At 57.1% G+C, this 18,249-nt stretch carries 19 protein-coding genes; 8 read left to right on the top strand and 11 right to left on the bottom strand.

Going from position 1 to position 18,249, the window contains the following annotated elements; translation table 11 throughout:
* Window positions 1-219 precede the first annotated feature (219 nt).
* Window positions 220-813, bottom strand: a complete 594-nt coding sequence (locus QWJ10_RS17320; RefSeq protein ID WP_125888493.1) for a hypothetical protein — start codon at window positions 811-813, stop codon at window positions 220-222.
* Between the two features lie 99 nt (window positions 814-912).
* Between QWJ10_RS17320 and QWJ10_RS17315 the strand changes: the two genes are divergently transcribed.
* Window positions 913-1,377: a tRNA (cytidine(34)-2'-O)-methyltransferase gene (locus QWJ10_RS17315; RefSeq protein WP_026004158.1), complete on the top strand. Its 465-nt coding sequence runs from the start codon at window positions 913-915 to the stop codon at window positions 1,375-1,377.
* A 52-nt stretch (window positions 1,378-1,429) separates the two neighbouring features.
* On the opposite strand, the gene secB is transcribed toward QWJ10_RS17315, so the two are convergent.
* From secB to QWJ10_RS17300, 3 genes are read right to left on the bottom strand one after another with little or no spacing between them, the layout of a single operon-like run.
* Entirely contained in the window at window positions 1,430-1,900 is a 471-nt protein-coding gene (gene secB / locus QWJ10_RS17310) for a protein-export chaperone SecB (protein ID WP_010796135.1), read from the bottom strand.
* Window positions 1,901-1,928: 28 nt separating this feature from the next.
* Entirely contained in the window at window positions 1,929-2,183 is a 255-nt protein-coding gene (grxC, locus tag QWJ10_RS17305; RefSeq protein ID WP_010796136.1) for a glutaredoxin 3, read from the bottom strand.
* A gap of 22 nt (window positions 2,184-2,205) precedes the next feature.
* Window positions 2,206-2,628: a rhodanese-like domain-containing protein gene (locus QWJ10_RS17300; protein WP_010796137.1), complete on the bottom strand. Its 423-nt coding sequence runs from the start codon at window positions 2,626-2,628 to the stop codon at window positions 2,206-2,208.
* A 152-nt stretch (window positions 2,629-2,780) separates the two neighbouring features.
* On the opposite strand from QWJ10_RS17300, the gene gpmI reads away from it, so the two are divergent.
* The 4 genes from gpmI (at window position 2,781) to QWJ10_RS17280 (ending at window position 7,890) form a co-directional block, all read left to right on the top strand.
* Window positions 2,781-4,316, top strand: a complete 1,536-nt coding sequence (gene gpmI, locus QWJ10_RS17295; RefSeq protein WP_289928368.1) for a 2,3-bisphosphoglycerate-independent phosphoglycerate mutase — start codon at window positions 2,781-2,783, stop codon at window positions 4,314-4,316.
* A 179-nt stretch (window positions 4,317-4,495) separates the two neighbouring features.
* Window positions 4,496-5,761: a murein hydrolase activator EnvC gene (locus QWJ10_RS17290; protein WP_289928366.1), complete on the top strand. Its 1,266-nt coding sequence runs from the start codon at window positions 4,496-4,498 to the stop codon at window positions 5,759-5,761.
* A 24-nt stretch (window positions 5,762-5,785) separates the two neighbouring features.
* Entirely contained in the window at window positions 5,786-7,132 is a 1,347-nt protein-coding gene (locus QWJ10_RS17285) for a S41 family peptidase (protein ID WP_125888491.1), read from the top strand.
* A gap of 26 nt (window positions 7,133-7,158) precedes the next feature.
* The gene (locus QWJ10_RS17280; protein WP_258019771.1) at window positions 7,159-7,890 is read left to right on the top strand and encodes a divergent polysaccharide deacetylase family protein; all 732 of its coding nucleotides are present in this window, start codon (window positions 7,159-7,161) and stop codon (window positions 7,888-7,890) included.
* A 49-nt stretch (window positions 7,891-7,939) separates the two neighbouring features.
* On the opposite strand, the gene QWJ10_RS17275 is transcribed toward QWJ10_RS17280, so the two are convergent.
* The 7 genes from QWJ10_RS17275 to QWJ10_RS17245 all read right to left on the bottom strand — a co-directional run bounded on the left by QWJ10_RS17275 (window position 7,940) and on the right by QWJ10_RS17245 (window position 14,318).
* Window positions 7,940-8,695 (bottom strand): transporter substrate-binding domain-containing protein, encoded by a 756-nt coding sequence (locus QWJ10_RS17275; protein ID WP_289928361.1) that lies wholly within the window; start codon window positions 8,693-8,695, stop codon window positions 7,940-7,942.
* A 63-nt stretch (window positions 8,696-8,758) separates the two neighbouring features.
* The gene (locus QWJ10_RS17270; protein ID WP_289928359.1) at window positions 8,759-9,517 is read right to left on the bottom strand and encodes an ABC transporter substrate-binding protein; all 759 of its coding nucleotides are present in this window, start codon (window positions 9,515-9,517) and stop codon (window positions 8,759-8,761) included.
* 72 nt (window positions 9,518-9,589) lie between these two features.
* Window positions 9,590-10,360: an imidazole glycerol phosphate synthase subunit HisF gene (gene hisF / locus QWJ10_RS17265; RefSeq protein WP_010796144.1), complete on the bottom strand. Its 771-nt coding sequence runs from the start codon at window positions 10,358-10,360 to the stop codon at window positions 9,590-9,592.
* 26 nt (window positions 10,361-10,386) lie between these two features.
* Window positions 10,387-11,124, bottom strand: coding sequence for a 1-(5-phosphoribosyl)-5-[(5-phosphoribosylamino)methylideneamino]imidazole-4-carboxamide isomerase (gene hisA, locus QWJ10_RS17260; RefSeq protein ID WP_289928356.1), 738 nt, complete (start codon window positions 11,122-11,124; stop codon window positions 10,387-10,389).
* Window positions 11,125-11,267: 143 nt separating this feature from the next.
* Window positions 11,268-11,906: an imidazole glycerol phosphate synthase subunit HisH gene (gene hisH / locus QWJ10_RS17255; RefSeq protein ID WP_122041370.1), complete on the bottom strand. Its 639-nt coding sequence runs from the start codon at window positions 11,904-11,906 to the stop codon at window positions 11,268-11,270.
* Window positions 11,906-12,499: an imidazoleglycerol-phosphate dehydratase HisB gene (gene hisB, locus QWJ10_RS17250; RefSeq protein ID WP_010796147.1), complete on the bottom strand. Its 594-nt coding sequence runs from the start codon at window positions 12,497-12,499 to the stop codon at window positions 11,906-11,908. Before hisB ends, hisH begins: the two co-directional genes overlap by 1 nt.
* Before the next feature lie 160 nt (window positions 12,500-12,659).
* Entirely contained in the window at window positions 12,660-14,318 is a 1,659-nt protein-coding gene (locus tag QWJ10_RS17245; protein WP_010796148.1) for an OFA family MFS transporter, read from the bottom strand.
* Window positions 14,319-14,627: 309 nt separating this feature from the next.
* Between QWJ10_RS17245 and QWJ10_RS17240 the strand changes: the two genes are divergently transcribed.
* Genes QWJ10_RS17240 through QWJ10_RS17230 form a run of 3 tightly spaced genes read left to right on the top strand, consistent with a single transcriptional unit; the run spans window position 14,628 to window position 18,177 of the window.
* Window positions 14,628-16,847 (top strand): AsmA family protein, encoded by a 2,220-nt coding sequence (locus QWJ10_RS17240; protein ID WP_289928350.1) that lies wholly within the window; start codon window positions 14,628-14,630, stop codon window positions 16,845-16,847.
* Window positions 16,844-17,908, top strand: coding sequence for an A/G-specific adenine glycosylase (gene mutY, locus QWJ10_RS17235; protein ID WP_125888486.1), 1,065 nt, complete (start codon window positions 16,844-16,846; stop codon window positions 17,906-17,908). The genes QWJ10_RS17240 and mutY overlap by 4 nt, the downstream gene beginning before the upstream one ends.
* Window positions 17,905-18,177 carry an oxidative damage protection protein gene (locus QWJ10_RS17230; protein WP_010796151.1) on the top strand — a complete coding sequence of 91 codons (273 nt, stop codon included), beginning with the start codon at window positions 17,905-17,907 and terminating at the stop codon, window positions 18,175-18,177. The genes mutY and QWJ10_RS17230 overlap by 4 nt, the downstream gene beginning before the upstream one ends.
* The last annotated feature ends 72 nt before the right edge of the window (window positions 18,178-18,249 follow it).

The raw sequence follows: 18,249 nt of genomic DNA, 5'->3' as shown, positions 1-18,249 counted from the left end.
TTATTTCAAGACCACCTTCGGGTGGTCTTTTTTTGTTCTGAGATAAAAGGCTACTTCTCAGGCCTTTAAAATCAATAGGTTACAGATACAAAGCTGAAACCCTTCAATTGCACTGGCTTTACAAGAAACAAAGCACCATAAAAGAAGAATAATGTTTATCATTCAAGGCTTGCACCAAAAATGTGCAGCAATTGAAATTTGCCTTAATTGTGCGCACGTTTACTGGCCAGCTGAGATCAGTGGAACCTCAATGACCAATTCCCAGTGGTCGCCTTCCTTCTTGTCCAGGTGGTCCTGGGTAGCCAGGGTTCCTCCTAGTCCAACTACAAGCACGTTGACGTCCTTGCCCTGCTGAGTGACTGACCAGGAAAAGCTGCGTGACTCTTTTGTCTTTACCTGAGCACTTTGATTGCCGCCTATCAGACTTATATTGGGCAAACGCAGATTCAACGCACCGTCTGGGCGATAACGCTCATACTGAAGGGCCTTGTTCAAGGATAGCACCAGACGATACATAGGCCTCCCAGAGCCTTCGTCAACGTACTCTGCAGCCTGAGCCACGCGTACCTGAGGAGCGATTGGCTGTCGAGGCCCTACATCGCCGTGATAGATCCGGCCGACCATCAGCCCGAACAGCAGCCCGCCCAGTGACATGGCGCCCAACCATACCAGGAGGCGGCGATTGCGAGTCTGTAGCTCACGGCGTAGCTCTTCAGGATCATCCACCCGTTGGAGTTCTCTTTCACGAGCAGCCTTGGCTTCGCGTACCTCGAGAAACAGACGGCGTACGGCATGAAACAGACGACTCAACATGCCATCGTTCCGCAACCAGCCCATATCCACCGTACGAAGCAGCAGCCATTGTCGCCGGGTGGCGTTACCATACCGCTCTTTATTCCTGTGTTAGCTACCATGTTTGACGTCATTCTGTTCGAGCCGGAAATTCCGCCCAATACGGGCAATATCATTCGCTTGTGTGCCGTTACCGGCTGCCGTCTGCATCTGATCGAGCCACTTGGCTTTGCGCTTGACGACAAAAAGCTGCGTCGCGCCGGGTTGGACTACCATGAGTGGTCGACCGTGCGGTGTCACGCATCGCTGTCAGCTTGTATAGCAGATTTACAACCCCGTCGGCTGATGGCCTTTTCTACCAAAGCTACACAGTCCTATGCCGATGTCCGCTATGAAGTAGGCGATGCCCTGCTGTTTGGTCCCGAGAGCCGCGGGCTGCCAGCCGAGGTGCGTGATGCCCTTCCCCACGAGCACCTGCTACGCCTGCCCATGCTGCCGGGTCGCCGCAGCCTCAATCTCTCCAACGCGGTAGCCATTACCGTTTACGAGGGCTGGCGCCAGCTGGGCTTTTTCATGCCGGAATAAATCATTGCGGCATAAAAAAACGCCCCGAAGGGCGTTTTTTCTACAGCGTAGATCAGGCCTGACCTGCAGTCTGCATGCGCGACAGCTCTTGAGCGTACAGCGCATCGAAGTTCACCGGCGATAGCATCAGCGCCGGGAAGGAACCACGCACGACCATGCTGTCCAGTGTTTCACGTGCATAAGGGAACAGGATGTTCGGGCAGAAGGCGCCCAGCGCATGACTCATGGAAGAGGCATCCAGACCCTTGATCAGGAAGATACCGGCCTGTTGTACTTCAGCAACAAAAGCGGTGTCTTCACCGTTCTTCACCGTTACGGTCAGCGTGAGGACGACTTCATAGAAATCTTCGTTCAGCGCCTTCTGGCGGGTGGACAGGTCCAGGTTGACGTTTGGCTGCCAGTCCTGACGGAAGATGTCCGGGCTCTTGGGCGCCTCGAAAGACAGGTCGCGAATATAGATACGTTGCAGGGAGAACTGAGCGCCTTCTTCAGTCTGCTGCGCTCCGTTTAGGTTATCAGTCATGACAGAACCTTATTGTTTATCGGTTAATTCAGGCAGAGAGGAGCGGGTCGAGACGGCCTGAGCGCTCGAGCGCATACAGATCGTCGCAGCCACCCACATGGGTTTCGCCAATCCAGATCTGCGGAACACTGGTCCGGCCGGCCTTGCGTGTCATTTCACTGCGCACTGCAGGCTGGCCATCGACGGCAATTTCTTGGTACTTCACACCTTTACTGTCGAGAAGGTGCTTGGCTCGATGGCAGTAAGGACACCAGGCACTGGTGTAGATGATGACTTCAGGCATGAGAGTACCTCCTGTCCGACAATTAGTTTTTCACGAGCGGCAGGTTTTCCCCACGCCAGGTAGAGAGACCTCCCGTCAGCCGGGCCGTAGTGAATCCGGCCTGTTGTAGCGGCGTGCAGGCAGCGCCGGCCTGCTGACCATTGCTGTCGACAACGATAAGGGTCTTATCCTTGTGCTTCTCCAGTTGGGACAGGCTGCTGGCCAGTTTGTCCTGAGGAATGTTCACTGCACCGACGATATGACCAGTAGCGAACTCCTTCTTCGGACGAATGTCCAGCACAATGCCCTGCTCTGTATTGAGAAGCTTGGTCAGCTCCGCCGTTGACAGGCTGCGCCCGCTACGACGTGTCTCGTGTATCAGCAGAAGAATCAAGAGCACCAACAAGGCGCCAACAAGCAAATAATGGTGAGTGGCGAACTCGATCAGCCGGGAAACGAATTGCATGGCACGAAGTATCCGGAGTCAAAAAATGCTGGCCAGTATACACACGCGACCTCATGCACCATACCCTGCATGCGTGGCGTCGCTAGGCGTTTGGCAGTTACACTTCAGATAACCGTTGCCTTTCGAAACAGCGCTAACAAGAGTCCGAAATCATGGCATTCACACCCAAACCTCTGGTCCTGATCATCCTCGACGGCTTTGGCCACAGCGAGGAAACCAAGCACAATGCCATTTACGCGGCAAAAAAGCCGGTCTGGGATCGCCTGCTGGCGACACAGCCCCATGGGCTGATCTCCGGCTCCGGCATGGATGTGGGCCTGCCTGACGGCCAGATGGGCAACTCCGAGGTAGGTCACATGAACCTGGGAGCCGGCCGTGTGGTGTATCAGGATTTCACCCGTATCACCAAGGCCATCCGCGATGGCGAGTTCTTCGAGAATCCGGTCATTGGCGAAGCCGTCGACAAGGCAGTCGGCGCAGGCAAGGCCGTCCATATTCTGGGCCTGATGTCCGATGGCGGCGTCCATAGCCACCAGGACCATCTGGTTGCCATGGCAGAGCTGGCGGCCAAGCGTGGCGCCGAGAAGATCTACCTGCACGCCTTCCTCGACGGTCGCGATACACCGCCCAGGAGCGCGCAAAGCTCGATCGACCTGCTAGACGCCACGTTTGCCCGCCTGGGCAAAGGTCGTATCGTGTCGCTGATTGGCCGCTATTTCTCCATGGACCGCGACAATCGCTGGGACCGCGTATCCGCTGCGTATAACCTCATTACGGACGGCACCGCGGAATACCATGCGGCAACGGCCACCGAAGGCCTCAACGCAGCGTACGAGCGCGGCGAGAGCGATGAATTCGTCAAGGCAACGACCGTCGGAACTCCCGTTAAAGTAGAAGACGGTGACGCTGTGGTATTCATGAACTTCCGCGCTGACCGCGCCCGTGAACTGTCCCGTGCGTTTGTCGAGCCGGACTTCAAGGAATTCCCCCGTACCCGGACGCTAAACCTGGCAGGCTATGTCATGCTGACCCAATATGCTGCCAGCATTCCTGCACCCAGTGCTTTTGCCCCGGAAAGCTTGAACAATGTCCTGGGTGAATACCTGGCCAAGAACGGCAAGACTCAGCTGCGGATTGCCGAAACCGAGAAATATGCGCACGTCACGTTCTTTTTCTCGGGCGGTCGGGAAGAACCCTTCGAGGGCGAGGAACGTATCCTGATCCCCTCCCCCAAGGTTGCCACCTATGACATGCAGCCTGAAATGAGCGCCCCGGAAGTTACCGACAAGATTGTCGATGCGATTGAAAACCAGCGCTACGACGTCATCATCGCCAACTATGCCAATGGCGACATGGTGGGCCATACCGGTGTATTCGAGGCGGCAGTCAAAGCAGTGGAATGCCTGGACGCCTGCATGGGACGCATTGTGGAAGCGCTGGACAAGGTGGGCGGTGAGGCCATCATTACGGCAGACCACGGCAATGTCGAGCAGATGGAAGATGAGTCCACGGGTCAGGCGCATACTGCGCATACCACCGAGCCGGTTCCGTTCGTCTATGTAGGCAAGCGCTCCGTTCACATTCGTGAAGGCGGTGTACTGGCCGATGTAGCGCCCACCCTGCTGACGCTTATGGGTCTGGAGCAACCCAAGGAGATGACCGGTCGTACGATCATTACCGTGAATTAAATATCACGGCCTGCTCATTTGCCCGATTGGGAGTATCGTTGCGTCCCTGAGGACTCAGCGGTACTTCTGATCATCAACCAATAAAAGAGCACCTAGTCATCTACGGCTCGTCTCGCCGTTTTTTTTGCTAGCCGCCCCGTGCATACTAGGGCGCTTCCTCATGGGATATTTGTTACTCGATGCTTCGCGCCCTTACCCTCGTTCTTCTTGCATGCCTGCTTACTCCGGCCATGGCCGATCAGCGCGAGGATACCCAGCGCCAGTTGGAAGCCACCAAGCGTGACATCGCCGAACTGCAGAAGCTCTTGCAAGGCATCCAGACCGAAAAGTCCGGCGTGCAAAAGCAGCTCAAATCGACCGAAACGGAGATGGGCGACCTGGAAAAGCAGGTCAAGGATCTCCAGGATCAGTTGGATCAAGGTCAGGAAAAACTGAAGAAGCTGGATGACCAGAAAAAAAAACTCGATCAGTCACGCCTTGAGCAACAAAAACTGATCGCTATTCAGATTCGTGCCGCTTATCAAAGCGGCCGTCAGGAATACCTGAAGTTGCTCCTCAATCAGGAACAACCGGAAAAGGTCAGTCGCACCCTGACCTACTATAACTATGTCAATCAGGCCCGCCTCGACCAACTCGCGACATTCAACGACACCCTGAAGCAGCTGGCCGGGGTAGAGAATGACATTCGTAACGAGCAATCGCAGCTGACCGCTCAGCAAGCCGCTTTGCAGGAGCGGCAGGACAAGCTGGCCGAAGTCCGCAAGGCACGCCAGGAGACCCTGGCCAAGCTGAACAGCGACTACTCCGACCGCAACCGTGCGCTGCAATCGCGTGAGCAGGATCAGGCAGAGCTCGGCAAGGTCCTGAAAACCATTGAAGAAACACTGGCCCGCCAGGCCCGTGAGGCCGAGCAGGCTCGCCAGCGCGCACTGGCACAGGCGCGGGAAGCGGAAGAGCGTAGTCGCGCAAGCAGCAAAACGACACGGCCAACGAACACACTGGGCCTTGCGGTGTCTAGTTCTGCACCAGGCTTTGGCGGTCCGTTTGCCAACGCACAAGGCAAGCTGCCTTGGCCTGTGAACGGTCGCCTGCTGGCACGCTTTGGCAGTCCGCGTGGCGATGACCCGCGCGCCAAATGGGATGGTGTACTGATTTCAGCCAGCGCAGGCACCCAGGTACACGCTATTCATGCGGGCCGGGTAGTGTTTGCCGACTGGTTACGAGGAGCCGGACAGCTGGTGATCATTGATCACGGCAACGGCTATCTCAGTTTATACGGGCATAATCAAAGCTTGTTAAAGAGTGCAGGTGATCAGGTCAAGGCGGGCGATGCGATTGCAACCGTCGGGACCAGCGGAGGTCAGGACACCCCTGCCCTCTATTTCGCCATACGTCAGAAGGGTCGTCCGTCGGATCCGCTTACCTGGTGCCGTGCCCAGGGTTAGTGCCGGACACATTAGGAGCTACGCATGCCGCATTGCTTTCGTCTCACCGCCTTGGCTTTCTCGCTGATAGGGCTGAGTGGCGTTTCAACCGCCTGGGCCCAGCAACAGACGCCAGGAGAAGTGCCCGCCGCGGTGACCCCGGTCGAAGGGGCAGCAGCGCCCATCAACAATGCGCCGCTTCCACTCGAAGAGCTGCGTACGTTCGCTGAGGTGATGGACCGCATCAAGGCAGCCTATGTTGAGCCGGTGGATGACAAGACTCTGCTCGAAAACGCCATCAAGGGCATGCTGAGCAACCTGGACCCGCATTCGGCATACCTTGAACCCAAGGATTTTGCTGAGCTTCAGGAAACCACCAGCGGCGAATTTGGTGGTCTGGGGATCGAAGTGGGTCAGGAGGACGGTTTCGTAAAAGTGGTCTCCCCTATTGATGACACGCCGGCTGCCAAGGCCGGTATCCAGCCGGGAGACCTGATCGTCAAGATCGATGGCCAGCCCACCAAGGGTCAGTCCATCAGCCAGTCCGTGGACAAGATGCGCGGCAAGATTGGCAGTCCGATTACCCTGACTATCGTACGCGGCGGTGGCCGCCCCTTCGATGTCAAGCTCAACCGGGCCGTCATCAAGGTCAAGAGCGTCAAGGCGCAACTGCTGGAGCCTAACTACGGCCTGCTGCGTATTTCGCAGTTCCAGGTAAACACGGGCGATGAAGTAACAAAGGCCTTCCAGCAGCTTCGCAAAGAGAACAAGGGCAATAAGCTCAACGGCCTGGTGCTCGACCTGCGAAACAACCCCGGCGGCGTTTTGCAGGCCGCTGTCGAGGTTGCGGATGCCTTTATGACCAAGGGTCTGATCGTCTATACAAAGGGTCGCATCCAGAACTCCGAGCTGAGCTTCTCGGCCGACGCGGCTGACCCCAGCGAAGGTGTTCCGCTGGTCGTCCTCATCAACGGTGGCAGCGCGTCGGCGGCGGAAATCGTGGCGGGCGCTCTGCAGGATTCCAAGCGCGGAATCCTGATGGGTACGGATACGTTTGGTAAAGGCTCGGTGCAAACGGTTCTGCCGCTTAACAACGACCGCGCACTCAAACTGACCACAGCGCTGTATTTCACACCCAAGGGCCGATCCATTCAAGCGCAGGGCATCATCCCTGATGTGGCGGTCGCACCCGCTAAAGTTACCCCGGAAGACAATCCTGAGTTCTTCAAAGAAGCTGATCTGGCCGGTCACCTGGGTAATGCCAACGGCGGCCCGGATCGTCCTACCGGAAGCAAGGCGCCTAACCAGACGCCCCGCCCGCAAGATGATGACTTCCAGCTGTCCCAAGCCCTCAGCCTCCTGAAAGGGCTGAGCATCACACGCAATCAGTGATCAGGCGTTGGATTGGCTCGCTCCTGCTGCTCGCTCTGGCAGCTGGAGCCGCTGCGGCTGAGCCACCACGCCTGAGCATCGTAATCGATGACCTGGGACAGAACCTCTCCCAGGATCGTCGCGTTCTTGGTCTGCCCGGGCCGGTGACCCTGGCCATCATGCCGGGCACATCCTTCGGCGCGACATTGGCTCGCGAAGCCCATAAGGCAGGCCGTACGGTCATTCTGCATCTGCCTATGGACCCTGCGGGTGGCCCCTTCGCCTGGCACCCGGAGCTTTCCGGTGAGGAGCGCCTTAAGCGCCTCGAAAACGCCCTGGCGACTGTTCCCTATGTCAGCGGGGTCAACAACCATGAAGGTAGTCGGATGACGGCTGATCGCCCGGCCATGAGCCAGCTCATGCAAACCCTGCAGGCCAAATCGCTGTTTTTCCTCGATAGCCGTACCAGTGCAGCCACGGTTGCAGCCGCCGAAGCTCAGAAGATTGGGTTGGCGAGCCTTTCCCGCGATGTATTCCTGGACAATGTAAACCAGGCTGATGCAATCGCAGCGCAATTGCAGGAAGGCGTCAGGCTGGCACGCAAGCAAGGCACGGCCGTTCTGATTGGTCATCCTCGTCCAGCCACGCTAAGCGTTCTGGAGCGCGAACTGCCCACATTGATCGCCAATGGCATCGAGATTATCGATGTCGAGCAGATGATCGCTCTGCGTAGCAATAAAGCCATGGCAGGTCATGGCAAGAATGGTGTGTACCGCTAAACAAAAAACCGGAGCCAGGCTCCGGTTTTGCTACAGGACCGTTGCAGGGTCACAGGTAGTTATTGGTAATCTGATCGACTACGCCTTCCTTGCGCATTTCGTCCAGCGTCTTCTGCAGCTTGGCAACTACATCATCCGGCGTATCCTTGTTAACCGCCAGGTACAGGTCTGCCTCATCGATCACCAACGCGGTTTGCAGATCGGACACCCCTTCCTGTTTGGCCAGATACCGAGCCACAACATCGGTGGTTGCCCAAAAGTCGATTTCGCCTTTCTCCAGTTTGGTGACATTCTCCTGATCGCGCAGGGACTCGGTAAACGGAATCTTCTTGTCAGCCAGGATCTGGCTGACCGCCGAGCTCTTGTAAGTACCGATCCTGTATTTGTTCGCACCTTCCAGGCTGGTCAGTTTGATGGTGCTGGCGGTGGTCGACACCAAGACTTTACGCGTCTTGCCGAGGGGCCCTACCCATTTGAACTGCGACTCGCGGGCAGGTGTACGAGACGTGGAGAACAGCGCGTAATTGGAGTTTTCCAGCGTCAGGTTATAAAGTCTGTCCCAAGGGAAACGCAGGGAAAGGGAGTACTTGATTCCGGCGCGCTTGAACATCTCACGGACGATATCCGTGCTGATGCCGTCAATCCCATCATCCTTGGCGAAATTCTTTTCGTCGACAGCCATATTGAATGGCGGGAAATTCTCAGTCAGCAGGACCATCGAGTAATTGTCGGAAACCGCAGCCTTTGCTGCGCCTGCTCCCAATAACAACCCCAACATCACCACACGCAATATCGACTTGGACATCACTTCAGCTCCTTGTTTCTTATAACTGCTGTGCCACCGGCAAAGGCACAATCGAATGCTTATTTAAAGGTAATGCTCCAGGATGCGCTGGACTTCACCATCCTTGCGCATCTGCTCCAGTGCGTTTTGCAGTTTTTGCACCACATTGTCAGGTGTCTGCTTGTTCAAGGCTAAAAAGAGCTGGCTTTCGTTAAAGCGCAGAACGGTCTTGAAGTCAGTAACCCCTTGTTGACGCGCCAGAAAACGGCCCGCAGGATCGCCGGTGGCCCAGACATCAATCTGCCCTGCCTGAAGCTTTTGAACGTTTTCCTGATCCCGCAGTGAGAGGTCTGGGTTTATGCCCTGCTTCACCAAACTTTCGGCGATCGCGTCACCTTTATAGGCGCCAATGCGCAAACCCTGACGCTTTACGTCATCCAGGCTGCCAATTTTTAGCGATGAGTCTGCACGGACAAGCAGAATCCAGTCATCAGGTCCTATCGGCCCCACCCATTTGAAAGAATCTTCCCGCTCGGGGAGACGAGCCGTCACGAAAACGCCGTAGCCAGGCTGCTCCAGTGCGGTCTTGTAGATACGCTCCCAGGGAAAGCGGAGCGTCATCGAGTAAGCAACCCCGGCACGCTTACAGGCCTCCCGAACGATATCCACAGCTATTCCGCTCAGGCTTTCCTCCTGTGCGAAGTTCTTGCCATCGACCGACATGTTGTAAGGGGGGAAATTTTCTGTCAGCAGATCAATACGATTGTTGGTACTGGCTGCCTGGGCGGCCCCAGCACTCACCAACAACACACTGACCCAAAACGCCATGACAACGTTGAACATGGACACGCCTCCTGCTTTGTTTTGGGCAATTTCTTTAACAGGAAGCGTGCCAAGTGTGACGCAAATCTCTATTTATCGGACTACAATACCCCGTTCAGCCATATAGGCCTTGGCTTGAGGCACGCTGTATTCTCCAAAATGGAAAATGCTGGCAGCCAATACCGCCGAGGCCTTGCCTTCCAGAATACCGGCAGCTAGGTGCTCAAGGTTGCCGACACCACCTGACGCGATAACAGGAATATTGATGGCCTCACTGATGGCACGTGTCACCCCAAGGTCGAACCCGCTCTTGGTGCCGTCCTGATCCATGCTGGTCAACAGAATTTCACCGGCTCCCAGGTCCTCCATCTTGCGTGCCCAGGCAACGGCGTCCAGCCCGGTCGGCTTACGGCCACCGTGGGTAAAGATCTCCCAGCGCGGCGTTTCGCCCGGTGCCGAGACCTTCTTGGCATCGATGGCGACAACGATGCATTGCGAGCCAAAACGGTCTGCGGCTTCTCCGACGAACTCGGGCGTAAAGACTGCTGCAGTATTGATCGAGACCTTGTCTGCACCCGCGTTGAGCAGGTTACGAATATCCTGCACGGTACGAACGCCACCGCCCACAGTCAGCGGAATGAACACCTGACTCGCCATACGTTCGACCGTATGCAGGGTGGTATCGCGGCCCTGGTGGCTGGCGGTGATATCCAGAAAGGTGATTTCATCTGCGCCCTGCTCGTTGTAACGACGGGCAATCTCTACCGGATCTCCGGCGTCACGGATATTTTCGAATTTGACGCCCTTCACCACGCGGCCATTGTCCACGTCGAGGCAGGGAATGATTCTCTTGGCAAGTGCCATACGGTATCCTCGTCTGTCGGCCTGTCTTATGCCTGATAACGATCACACAGGGCCTGAGCCTCTGCGACGTCCAACGTGCCTTCGTAGATCGCGCGACCGGTAATGGCGCCGATGATGCCGGGTGCCTTGGCATCCAGCAGATTCTGGATATCGCCCAGATTATGGATACCGCCCGATGCGATGACAGGAATTCGGGTAGCGTTTGCCAGCGCGGCAGTAAACGGTACGTTGCATCCCTGCATCATGCCGTCACGGGCAATATCGGTGTAAACAATCGCCGAAACGCCGTCTGCCTCGAAGCGCTTGGCCAGATCGATTACCTGCACCTGACTGACTTCCGCCCAGCCATCAGTCGCCACGAAGCCGTCTTTGGCATCCAGCCCAACGATGACCTGGCCTGGAAAGGCTCGGCAGGCTTCAGCCACGAATGCTGGCTCTTTTACGGCTTTGGTGCCGATGATCACGTAACTCACGCCAGCCTTTACATAGTGCTCGATGGTTTCCAATGAGCGGATACCGCCACCGATCTGGATAGGCAGGGAGGGATAGCGCTTGGCGATTGCAGTAACCACTTCGCCATTGACCGGCTGGCCTTCAAACGCTCCATTAAGATCAACCAGGTGCAAACGACGGCAGCCGCCTTCGACCCACTTGGCCGCCATGCTTACAGGATCGTCGGAGAAAACCGTGGAATCTTCCATACGGCCCTGGCGCAGACGCACGCAGGCGCCATCTTTCAAATCAATCGCAGGAATAATCAGCATAGATCTCTACCCAAGGCATTCGGGGCGGCCTGCATGGCACAGGTTCAGCACCAGGAATGCGTTCGCTAATGGTGATAAAACGCCACGGGTTGGCTTTGCTTGCGCTCAAGCCTTGCCATGGCGGCTAGTACAGTCAGCCAGGCTTACCAGCGGCCATCCCAGGCAACGAAGTTCTGGTAGAGCTGCAAACCGCAGGTTGCGCTCTTTTCGGGATGGAACTGCGTGGCAAAGCGCGGACCGTCAGCCAAGGCGGCGGTAAAGTCCACGCCATAATGGCCTCGGCCGGCTACCTGGCGAGCGTTGGCGGCCTCGATGTAGTAGCTGTGCACAAAGTAGAAGCGGCTCTGGTCTGGAATACCATGCCAAAGCGGATGATCGAGGGTATGCGCCACCTCGTTCCATCCCATGTGCGGGACTTTAAGCTTTTCACCATTCTCTACCATATCGGCAGGGAAGCGGCGCACCCGACCGGGAAACAGGCCGATACAGTCAACACCGTTGTTTTCCTCGCTGGTTTCCATCAAGGCCTGCATGCCCACACAGACACCCAGGAAGGGACGATCCTGGCTGACTTCGCGAACCAGCACATCAATGCCCAGGCGGCGGATCTCAGCCATACAATCGCGGATAGCGCCTACGCCGGGCAGGACGATGCGGTCTGCCTCCCGAATGACCTGCGGATCACCCGTGACCAGCACGCGTGCGCCGCCTGAATACTCAAGTGCCTTGGCAACCGAGTGCAGGTTGCCCATGCCATAGTCGATGACGGCTACCGTCTGCATCAGAGGCACCCCTTGGTAGACGGCATCTGTCCAGCCATGCGCTCGTCCTGGCTGACTGCCATGCGCAGCGCGCGTCCAAACGCCTTGAAGACTGTCTCGATCTGGTGGTGAGTGTTGATGCCACGCAGGTTATCCACATGCAGCGTTACCTGCGCATGGTTGACGAAGCCCTGGAAAAACTCGATGAACAGATCGACGTCGAAGCCTCCGACCGTAGCCCGGGTAAACGGTACATGCCAGTGCAGACCGGGACGCCCGGAAAAATCGATGACGACCCGGGACAGGGCTTCGTCCAGTGGCACATAGGCATGTCCGTAACGGTAGATGCCTTTCTTGTCGCCAATGGCCTGGGCAAAGGCCTGACCCAGCGTGATGCCCACGTCCTCAACGGTATGGTGATCGTCGATATGCAGGTCGCCCTTGCAATGGATGTCCAGGTCGATCAACCCGTGGCGGGCGATCTGATCCAGCATGTGCTCAAGAAAGGGAACCCCGATGTCGAATCGGGCTTGCCCGGTGCCATCCAGATTGATGGATACCTTGACCTGGGTTTCCAGGGTATTGCGCTCGACGGCTGCCTTGCGTTCGGCCATTACCTGCTCCGCGAAATGAGGGGGCAAAAAAGGGTAAACAGTATAGAAGCCATAGCCAGGAAGCAGAAGCCGTGAAAGGCACCTAAACGCAAACGAGAGGAAGGATGGGACGAGTGGCGGGAAACGCGGCAGGCATTGCACCTGCCGCGAGCGGTATCGCTTAGCCGAACAGCACAGCCGTTTTGCCCAGGGTAATGAGAACACCCCATGCCAACGGAATGACGACCACAGCCCAGGCCAGAATGACCCAGGTCTTGCTGGACGGGTCAGCCGACCATTCGATTACCAGATTGTCGAAGTTGTTGTCGTTGCTCTTGGAGCGCTCAACAGCCAGCTCGGCCTCGGTCATAAAGTGCTTGTCTGCCACCGGGCGTACTAGCAGGTTACAGATAAAGCCGAGGATCAGCAGGCCCGACAGGATATACAGCGTAGTGTCATAGACAGCTGCACGCGGAACCCCCAGGCCCAGCTGGTATTCACGCAGGTAGTTCACCAGTACCGGACCGAAAATACCGGCAGCGGCCCAGGCCGTCAGCAGACGACCATGGATCGCCCCCACCATCTGCGTACCGAAGAGATCCGCCAGATAAGCCGGCACGGTAGCGAAGCAGCCGCCGTACATGGACAGAATCAGGCAGAACGTGAACACGAACAGCGCTACGCTGCCCATGTGGCTGGTCCACGGAATGATCGCGTACAAGGCAAAGCCCAGCGCAAAGAAGACGAAAAACGTGATCTTGCGACCGATGAAGTCCGAGAACGATGCCCAGAAGAAACGACCGCCGATGTTGAACAGACTGAGCAGGCCAGTAAAGCCGGCAGCGATCGTGGCGATCTGCGCCAGCTGATCCTTGTTCAGGTCATTGAAGCGGATACCAACGCTGATCAGGCGACCACCGAATACTTCCTGCAGCATGGGCGATGCCATACCCAGGATACCGATACCAGCGGAAACGTTCAGACAGAGTACCGCCCACACCAGCCAGAACTGGGGCGTGCGCCAGGCCTTGCTGACATGCACGTGGCGACTGGTGATCATGTCATTACCGGTCTTCTTCAGCGAAGGCGACCATCCTTCCGGACGCCAGCCAGGCGGCGGTACGCGGTACGCAAGCGCGCCACCTATCATGAAGACAAAATAGACGCCGGCCAGGACCAGGAAGCACTGCCAGACACCAACATCTTCAGCCGTTGCGAAATGGCGCATCAGCATGTCGGCCAGGGGCGCACCGACCATCGCACCGCCGCCGAAGCCCATGATCGCCATGCCGGCCGCCATGCCCCGCTTGTCAGGGAACCACTTCATGAGTGTCGAAACTGGCGAAATATAGCCAAGCCCCAGCCCGATCCCCCCGATCACACCAGCCCCCAGCCAGAGCAGCCAGATGTGGTGGGTATACACGCCCATGGCCGAGATCACCAGACCGCCGCACCACAGGAATGCCGACACGACGCCTGCCTTGCGAGGACCGGCGTGCTCCAGCCAGCTACCGAAAAAGGCAGCCGAGCAGCCCAGAAACAGGAAGAACAGGGTATACATCCAGCCTAACTGGGAGATTTTCCAGTCGCAGCCCGTGGCGAAAAGCTGATCGAAAAAGCCCATGGTGGGCGCGCAGGCAATGGGTGCATCAATGCCAACGGCACGAGACAGCGGCAACCAGAATACGGAGAAACCGTAGGCCATGCCGATACACATATGAATGGCCAGTGCTGCTGGCGGTACCAGCCAGCGGTTGAAGCCATGGGTGGCAACGATCCGTTCCTTGGATAGGAAAGCGGGACGAGCGGAAGTGCCGCTCTGTGTGAGCGTAATGCTCATGAGAAATCCCCTATATGAAGTGTTGACGACTCGCTGAAGTGTTCGCAGAAAAGACCGGGCATTCCCCAACGCACCGTTTTTTCAAAAACGCGAACGAATTCTCCTTTAGTCGGGGCGCGACAATAGAGCGCATGGCGTGTAAATACCAGAGCACAGCACTCAATTTTTCGTGCCTACACGCCAAACGGCATTTACAGCGCGACAGAGAGTCTGAGGCCGATATCGCGCTTCTGACGTTCATCCAGCCAAAACGACCACTTGGCAGCGTTATACTCGGCCATTACTTAAGTTTTAGATAAGGACCCGTCAATGAAAGCGTTCGGAAAAGTGCTCGGCCTTGTCTTTCTTGGGCTGCTGCTGATCATCGTGGCGCTGGGCTTTGCCTTGACCCACTTGTTCGACCCCAACGATTACAAAGACGAAATCCGCCAACTTGCCCGGGACAAGGCCAACATCGAGCTGACCCTTAACGGCGATATAGGCTGGAGCCTCTTTCCATGGCTTGGCCTGCAACTTCATGATGCGACCATCGCCAGTGCCACCACACCACAAAAGCCGCTTGCCAACGTACAGCGGTTGGGCTTCTCGGTGCGCGTATTGCCGCTGCTTCGCCATGATGTCGAGATGAGTGATATTCGCGTGGACGGCCTCAACCTGACGCTGGCACGCGACGAACAAGGCCAGGCCAACTGGGAAAACATTGGCCGCCCCGCACCCGATAAAACCCCCGGTACGCCAAACGACCAACCGGCGGAGCAGCCAGCTGGCCAGGATGACACGCCACGCCGTCCACTCAAGCTGGATATCGATAGCCTGACGGTCAAGGACTCACGCCTCGATTACAGCGATGCCCGTAGCGGCGCGCATTATGCGTTCGAAGGCCTTGACCTGAGCACTGGCAGCATCCGCGAAGGCACTAATATTCCGCTGAAATTGCTGGGCACCCTCACGACCAATCAACCGCCCGTCAATGCCTCGGTGGTCTTGACTGGCGAGCTGCGCTTTGACAATGCCTTACAGCGTTACCAGCTGGATAATGCCAACCTGTCCGGCGATGCCACAGGCGAACCCTTCGGCGGACAGCTGCTGAAATATTCAGCGGAAGGTCAACTTCTTCTGGACCGGGCCGCTCAGGTTGCTGAGTGGAACGGCCTCAAGCTGACTTTCAACCAGCTCAAGGCGCTGGGTGAACTCAAAGTGCATGACCTTGAAAAGGCACCCAAGCTTGAAGGCGGCCTGTCCATTGCACAGACCGATCTGCGTGCTTTTCTGACCAGCATTGGTGTCGCCCTGCCGGAAATGGCTGACGCCAACACGCTCAAGCAGGTTGAGTTCAATACACGCTTGTCTGGCAGCCAGAACAGCCTGGCGCTGGAAGACCTGAACCTTGTACTGGATGGCGGCACCTTCTCGGGTCGTATTGCCGTAGAAGACTTCGCCCGTAAAGCCTTGCGCATTGACCTTAAGGGTGATCGCCTCGACCTGGATCGCTACCTGCCCGCCAAGACGGCTGCCGCTCAGCACGAGAGCAATACGGCTCGCCAGAACGAAGTGACTGCAGCCGATGCGGTTGCCAGCCAGGGCAATTCACCGCTTCCCTCCTCCCCCACTCAGCATGCCTGGAGCAGTGAGGACATTCTTCCTGTAGAGCGGCTCAAAGCACTGGATCTGAACGCTTCGCTCAACCTGGATCACTTCGTGGTCACCAAGCTGCCTATTGATAACGCCAGCCTCAAGCTCAACGGCAAAGACGGCCTCGTCACACTGAGCGAATTGCGTGGCGACTTGTTCAGCGGTCGCTTTCAGGCCAATGGTGCCCTTGATGTTCGAGGAATCACACCCAAACTCAATGTGACCGAACGTATTGCTCAGGTACCGGTTGAAAAAATTCTCCAGGCCCAGGGCCAAAAGCCACCCGTACGGGGGGCGCTGGATCTGGATGCCAACTTGACCGCGCAAGGCAATAGCCAGAAGGCATGGATGGATAGCCTGGATGGAACGGCGCGCTTTCGTCTGAGCAATGGTGTACTGGCCAATGCCAACCTAGAGGGCCAGCTCTGCCAGGGCATCGCGCTGCTCAACAAAAAGACACTTGCCAGTGCGCATGATGGCCAGGACACTCCGTTCCGCGAGCTGAGCGGTAGTCTGACCATCAATAATGGAGTCGCCAGCAACCAGGACCTGATTGCCCGCATTCCCGGCCTGACGGCCAAGGGCAACGGTGATATCGACTTACGCGTGCTGGGCTTGGACTACCGCATTGGCGTAACCGTCGAAGGCGACAAGAGCGACATGCCCGACCCGGCCTGTCAGGTCAATGAGCGCTATACCGGCATCGAGTGGCCGTTGCATTGCCGGGGTCCGCTGGAGCTGGGCGCCAAGGCCTGCCGCCTGGATCGCGACGGCATGAGCAAGATCGTCGCCCGACTGGCGGGTGATCGACTTAATGAGAAACTGGATGAAAAGCTCGGAGACAAGGTCAGTCCCGAACTCAAAGATGCCATCAAGGGGTTATTCCACAAACGATGAATCCGGAACGCTTTTCCAGCGCAGTCCTGAACTGGTACGACATTCATGGCCGCAAGGACCTGCCCTGGCAGCAGAACATCACCCCTTATCGGGTCTGGGTCTCGGAGATCATGCTCCAGCAGACCCAGGTCAGTACAGTGCTGGGCTATTTTGACCGTTTCATGCAGGCGTTACCCGATGTCCAGGCGCTTGCCGCTGCCTCTGAAGACGAAGTACTGCACCTCTGGACGGGACTGGGGTATTACAGTCGCGCCCGAAATCTGCACAAGACGGCAAAGATTGTCGTCACCGAGCACAGCGGTGAGTTTCCACGCAGTGTCGAAGCCCTCGTGGACCTGCCAGGCATAGGCCGCTCGACGGCAGGTGCCATTGCCAGCTTGTCCATGAACATTCGCGCGCCGATTCTGGACGGCAATGTCAAGCGGGTTCTGGCGCGCTATTCGGCACAGTCCGGCTATCCCGGCGAGCCCGCCGTCGCCCGAGCGCTATGGGACGTGGCGGAGCGCTATACACCTCATATTCGTGTGGGCAACTACACTCAGGCCATGATGGACCTGGGCGCTACACTGTGCACACGCAGCAAGCCCACCTGCCTGCTCTGTCCATTGAAAGAAGGCTGCCAGGCCCATCGGCTGGGACGTGAAACCGATTTTCCCGAACCCAAGCCACGGAAGACCTTGCCGCAAAAGCGGACCCTGATGCCACTGATCATCAATGATGACAATGCCATCCTGCTCTACCGGCGTCCTTCTTCCGGGCTCTGGGGTGGCCTCTGGAGTCCACCTGAACTCGATACGGTCGATCAGCTGGGGGCCCTGACTGAGCGTCACAGCCTGATCATGGAGCAGCGTCAGGCCTTGCCTGGCCTTACACATACCTTCAGCCATTTCCAGCTCAACATTGAGCCCTGGCTGATTCATGTGGACAGCCGCAATCAATCCATGACCGAACCGGACTGGCTTTGGTATAACCTCGCCAATCCGCCACGCCTGGGGCTGGCAGCCCCGGTCAAGAAATTGCTCAAGCGCGCCGAAGAGGCGTTGAAAGGAGAAACCGTATGACCCGCACTGTCATGTGCCGCAAGCTCAAGCAAGAACTGCCTGGCCTGGATCGCCCGCCTTATCCGGGCGCCAAGGGCGAGGACATTTACCTGAATGTATCCAAGCAGGCCTGGGATGACTGGCAGAAACATCAGACCATGCTGATCAACGAGCGCCGTCTGAACATGATGAATGCCGATGACCGTAAATTCCTTCAGCAGGAAATGGATAAATTCCTTTCTGGCGAAGAGTACGCGCAAGCCGAAGGATACGTACCGCCAAGCGAATGATCTGGGGCTAGCCCTTCTGATTTTGGGCTAAACACTTAAGTCACGGTAAAAATTGAATTTTTTTTCAACTCG

The sequence above is a fragment of the Pseudomonas sp. WAC2 genome, from assembly GCF_030403525.1.
Taxonomy (GTDB): Bacteria; Pseudomonadota; Gammaproteobacteria; order Pseudomonadales; family Pseudomonadaceae; genus Chryseomonas; species Chryseomonas luteola.
Note: the sequence above shows the minus strand (reverse complement) of the source record. Positions and strands in the feature narration are given on the sequence as shown.

Coding starts and splice junctions, on each gene's coding strand:
- grxC (WP_010796136.1), bottom strand. CDS start 2,183: ATGCCTGAAGTCATCATCTACACCAGTGCCTGGTGTCCTTACTGCCAT.
- secB (WP_010796135.1), bottom strand. CDS start 1,900: ATGACTGATAACCTAAACGGAGCGCAGCAGACTGAAGAAGGCGCTCAG.
- hisH (WP_122041370.1), bottom strand. CDS start 11,906: ATGCAGACGGTAGCCGTCATCGACTATGGCATGGGCAACCTGCACTCG.
- QWJ10_RS17275 (WP_289928361.1), bottom strand. CDS start 8,695: ATGTCCAAGTCGATATTGCGTGTGGTGATGTTGGGGTTGTTATTGGGA.
- QWJ10_RS17315 (WP_026004158.1), top strand. CDS start 913: ATGTTTGACGTCATTCTGTTCGAGCCGGAAATTCCGCCCAATACGGGC.
- QWJ10_RS17320 (WP_125888493.1), bottom strand. CDS start 813: ATGTTGAGTCGTCTGTTTCATGCCGTACGCCGTCTGTTTCTCGAGGTA.
- QWJ10_RS17230 (WP_010796151.1), top strand. CDS start 17,905: ATGACCCGCACTGTCATGTGCCGCAAGCTCAAGCAAGAACTGCCTGGC.
- QWJ10_RS17290 (WP_289928366.1), top strand. CDS start 4,496: ATGCTTCGCGCCCTTACCCTCGTTCTTCTTGCATGCCTGCTTACTCCG.
- hisB (WP_010796147.1), bottom strand. CDS start 12,499: ATGGCCGAACGCAAGGCAGCCGTCGAGCGCAATACCCTGGAAACCCAG.
- QWJ10_RS17300 (WP_010796137.1), bottom strand. CDS start 2,628: ATGCAATTCGTTTCCCGGCTGATCGAGTTCGCCACTCACCATTATTTG.
- QWJ10_RS17285 (WP_125888491.1), top strand. CDS start 5,786: ATGCCGCATTGCTTTCGTCTCACCGCCTTGGCTTTCTCGCTGATAGGG.
- hisA (WP_289928356.1), bottom strand. CDS start 11,124: ATGCTGATTATTCCTGCGATTGATTTGAAAGATGGCGCCTGCGTGCGT.
- hisF (WP_010796144.1), bottom strand. CDS start 10,360: ATGGCACTTGCCAAGAGAATCATTCCCTGCCTCGACGTGGACAATGGC.
- mutY (WP_125888486.1), top strand. CDS start 16,844: ATGAATCCGGAACGCTTTTCCAGCGCAGTCCTGAACTGGTACGACATT.
- QWJ10_RS17270 (WP_289928359.1), bottom strand. CDS start 9,517: ATGTTCAACGTTGTCATGGCGTTTTGGGTCAGTGTGTTGTTGGTGAGT.
- QWJ10_RS17245 (WP_010796148.1), bottom strand. CDS start 14,318: ATGAGCATTACGCTCACACAGAGCGGCACTTCCGCTCGTCCCGCTTTC.
- QWJ10_RS17240 (WP_289928350.1), top strand. CDS start 14,628: ATGAAAGCGTTCGGAAAAGTGCTCGGCCTTGTCTTTCTTGGGCTGCTG.
- gpmI (WP_289928368.1), top strand. CDS start 2,781: ATGGCATTCACACCCAAACCTCTGGTCCTGATCATCCTCGACGGCTTT.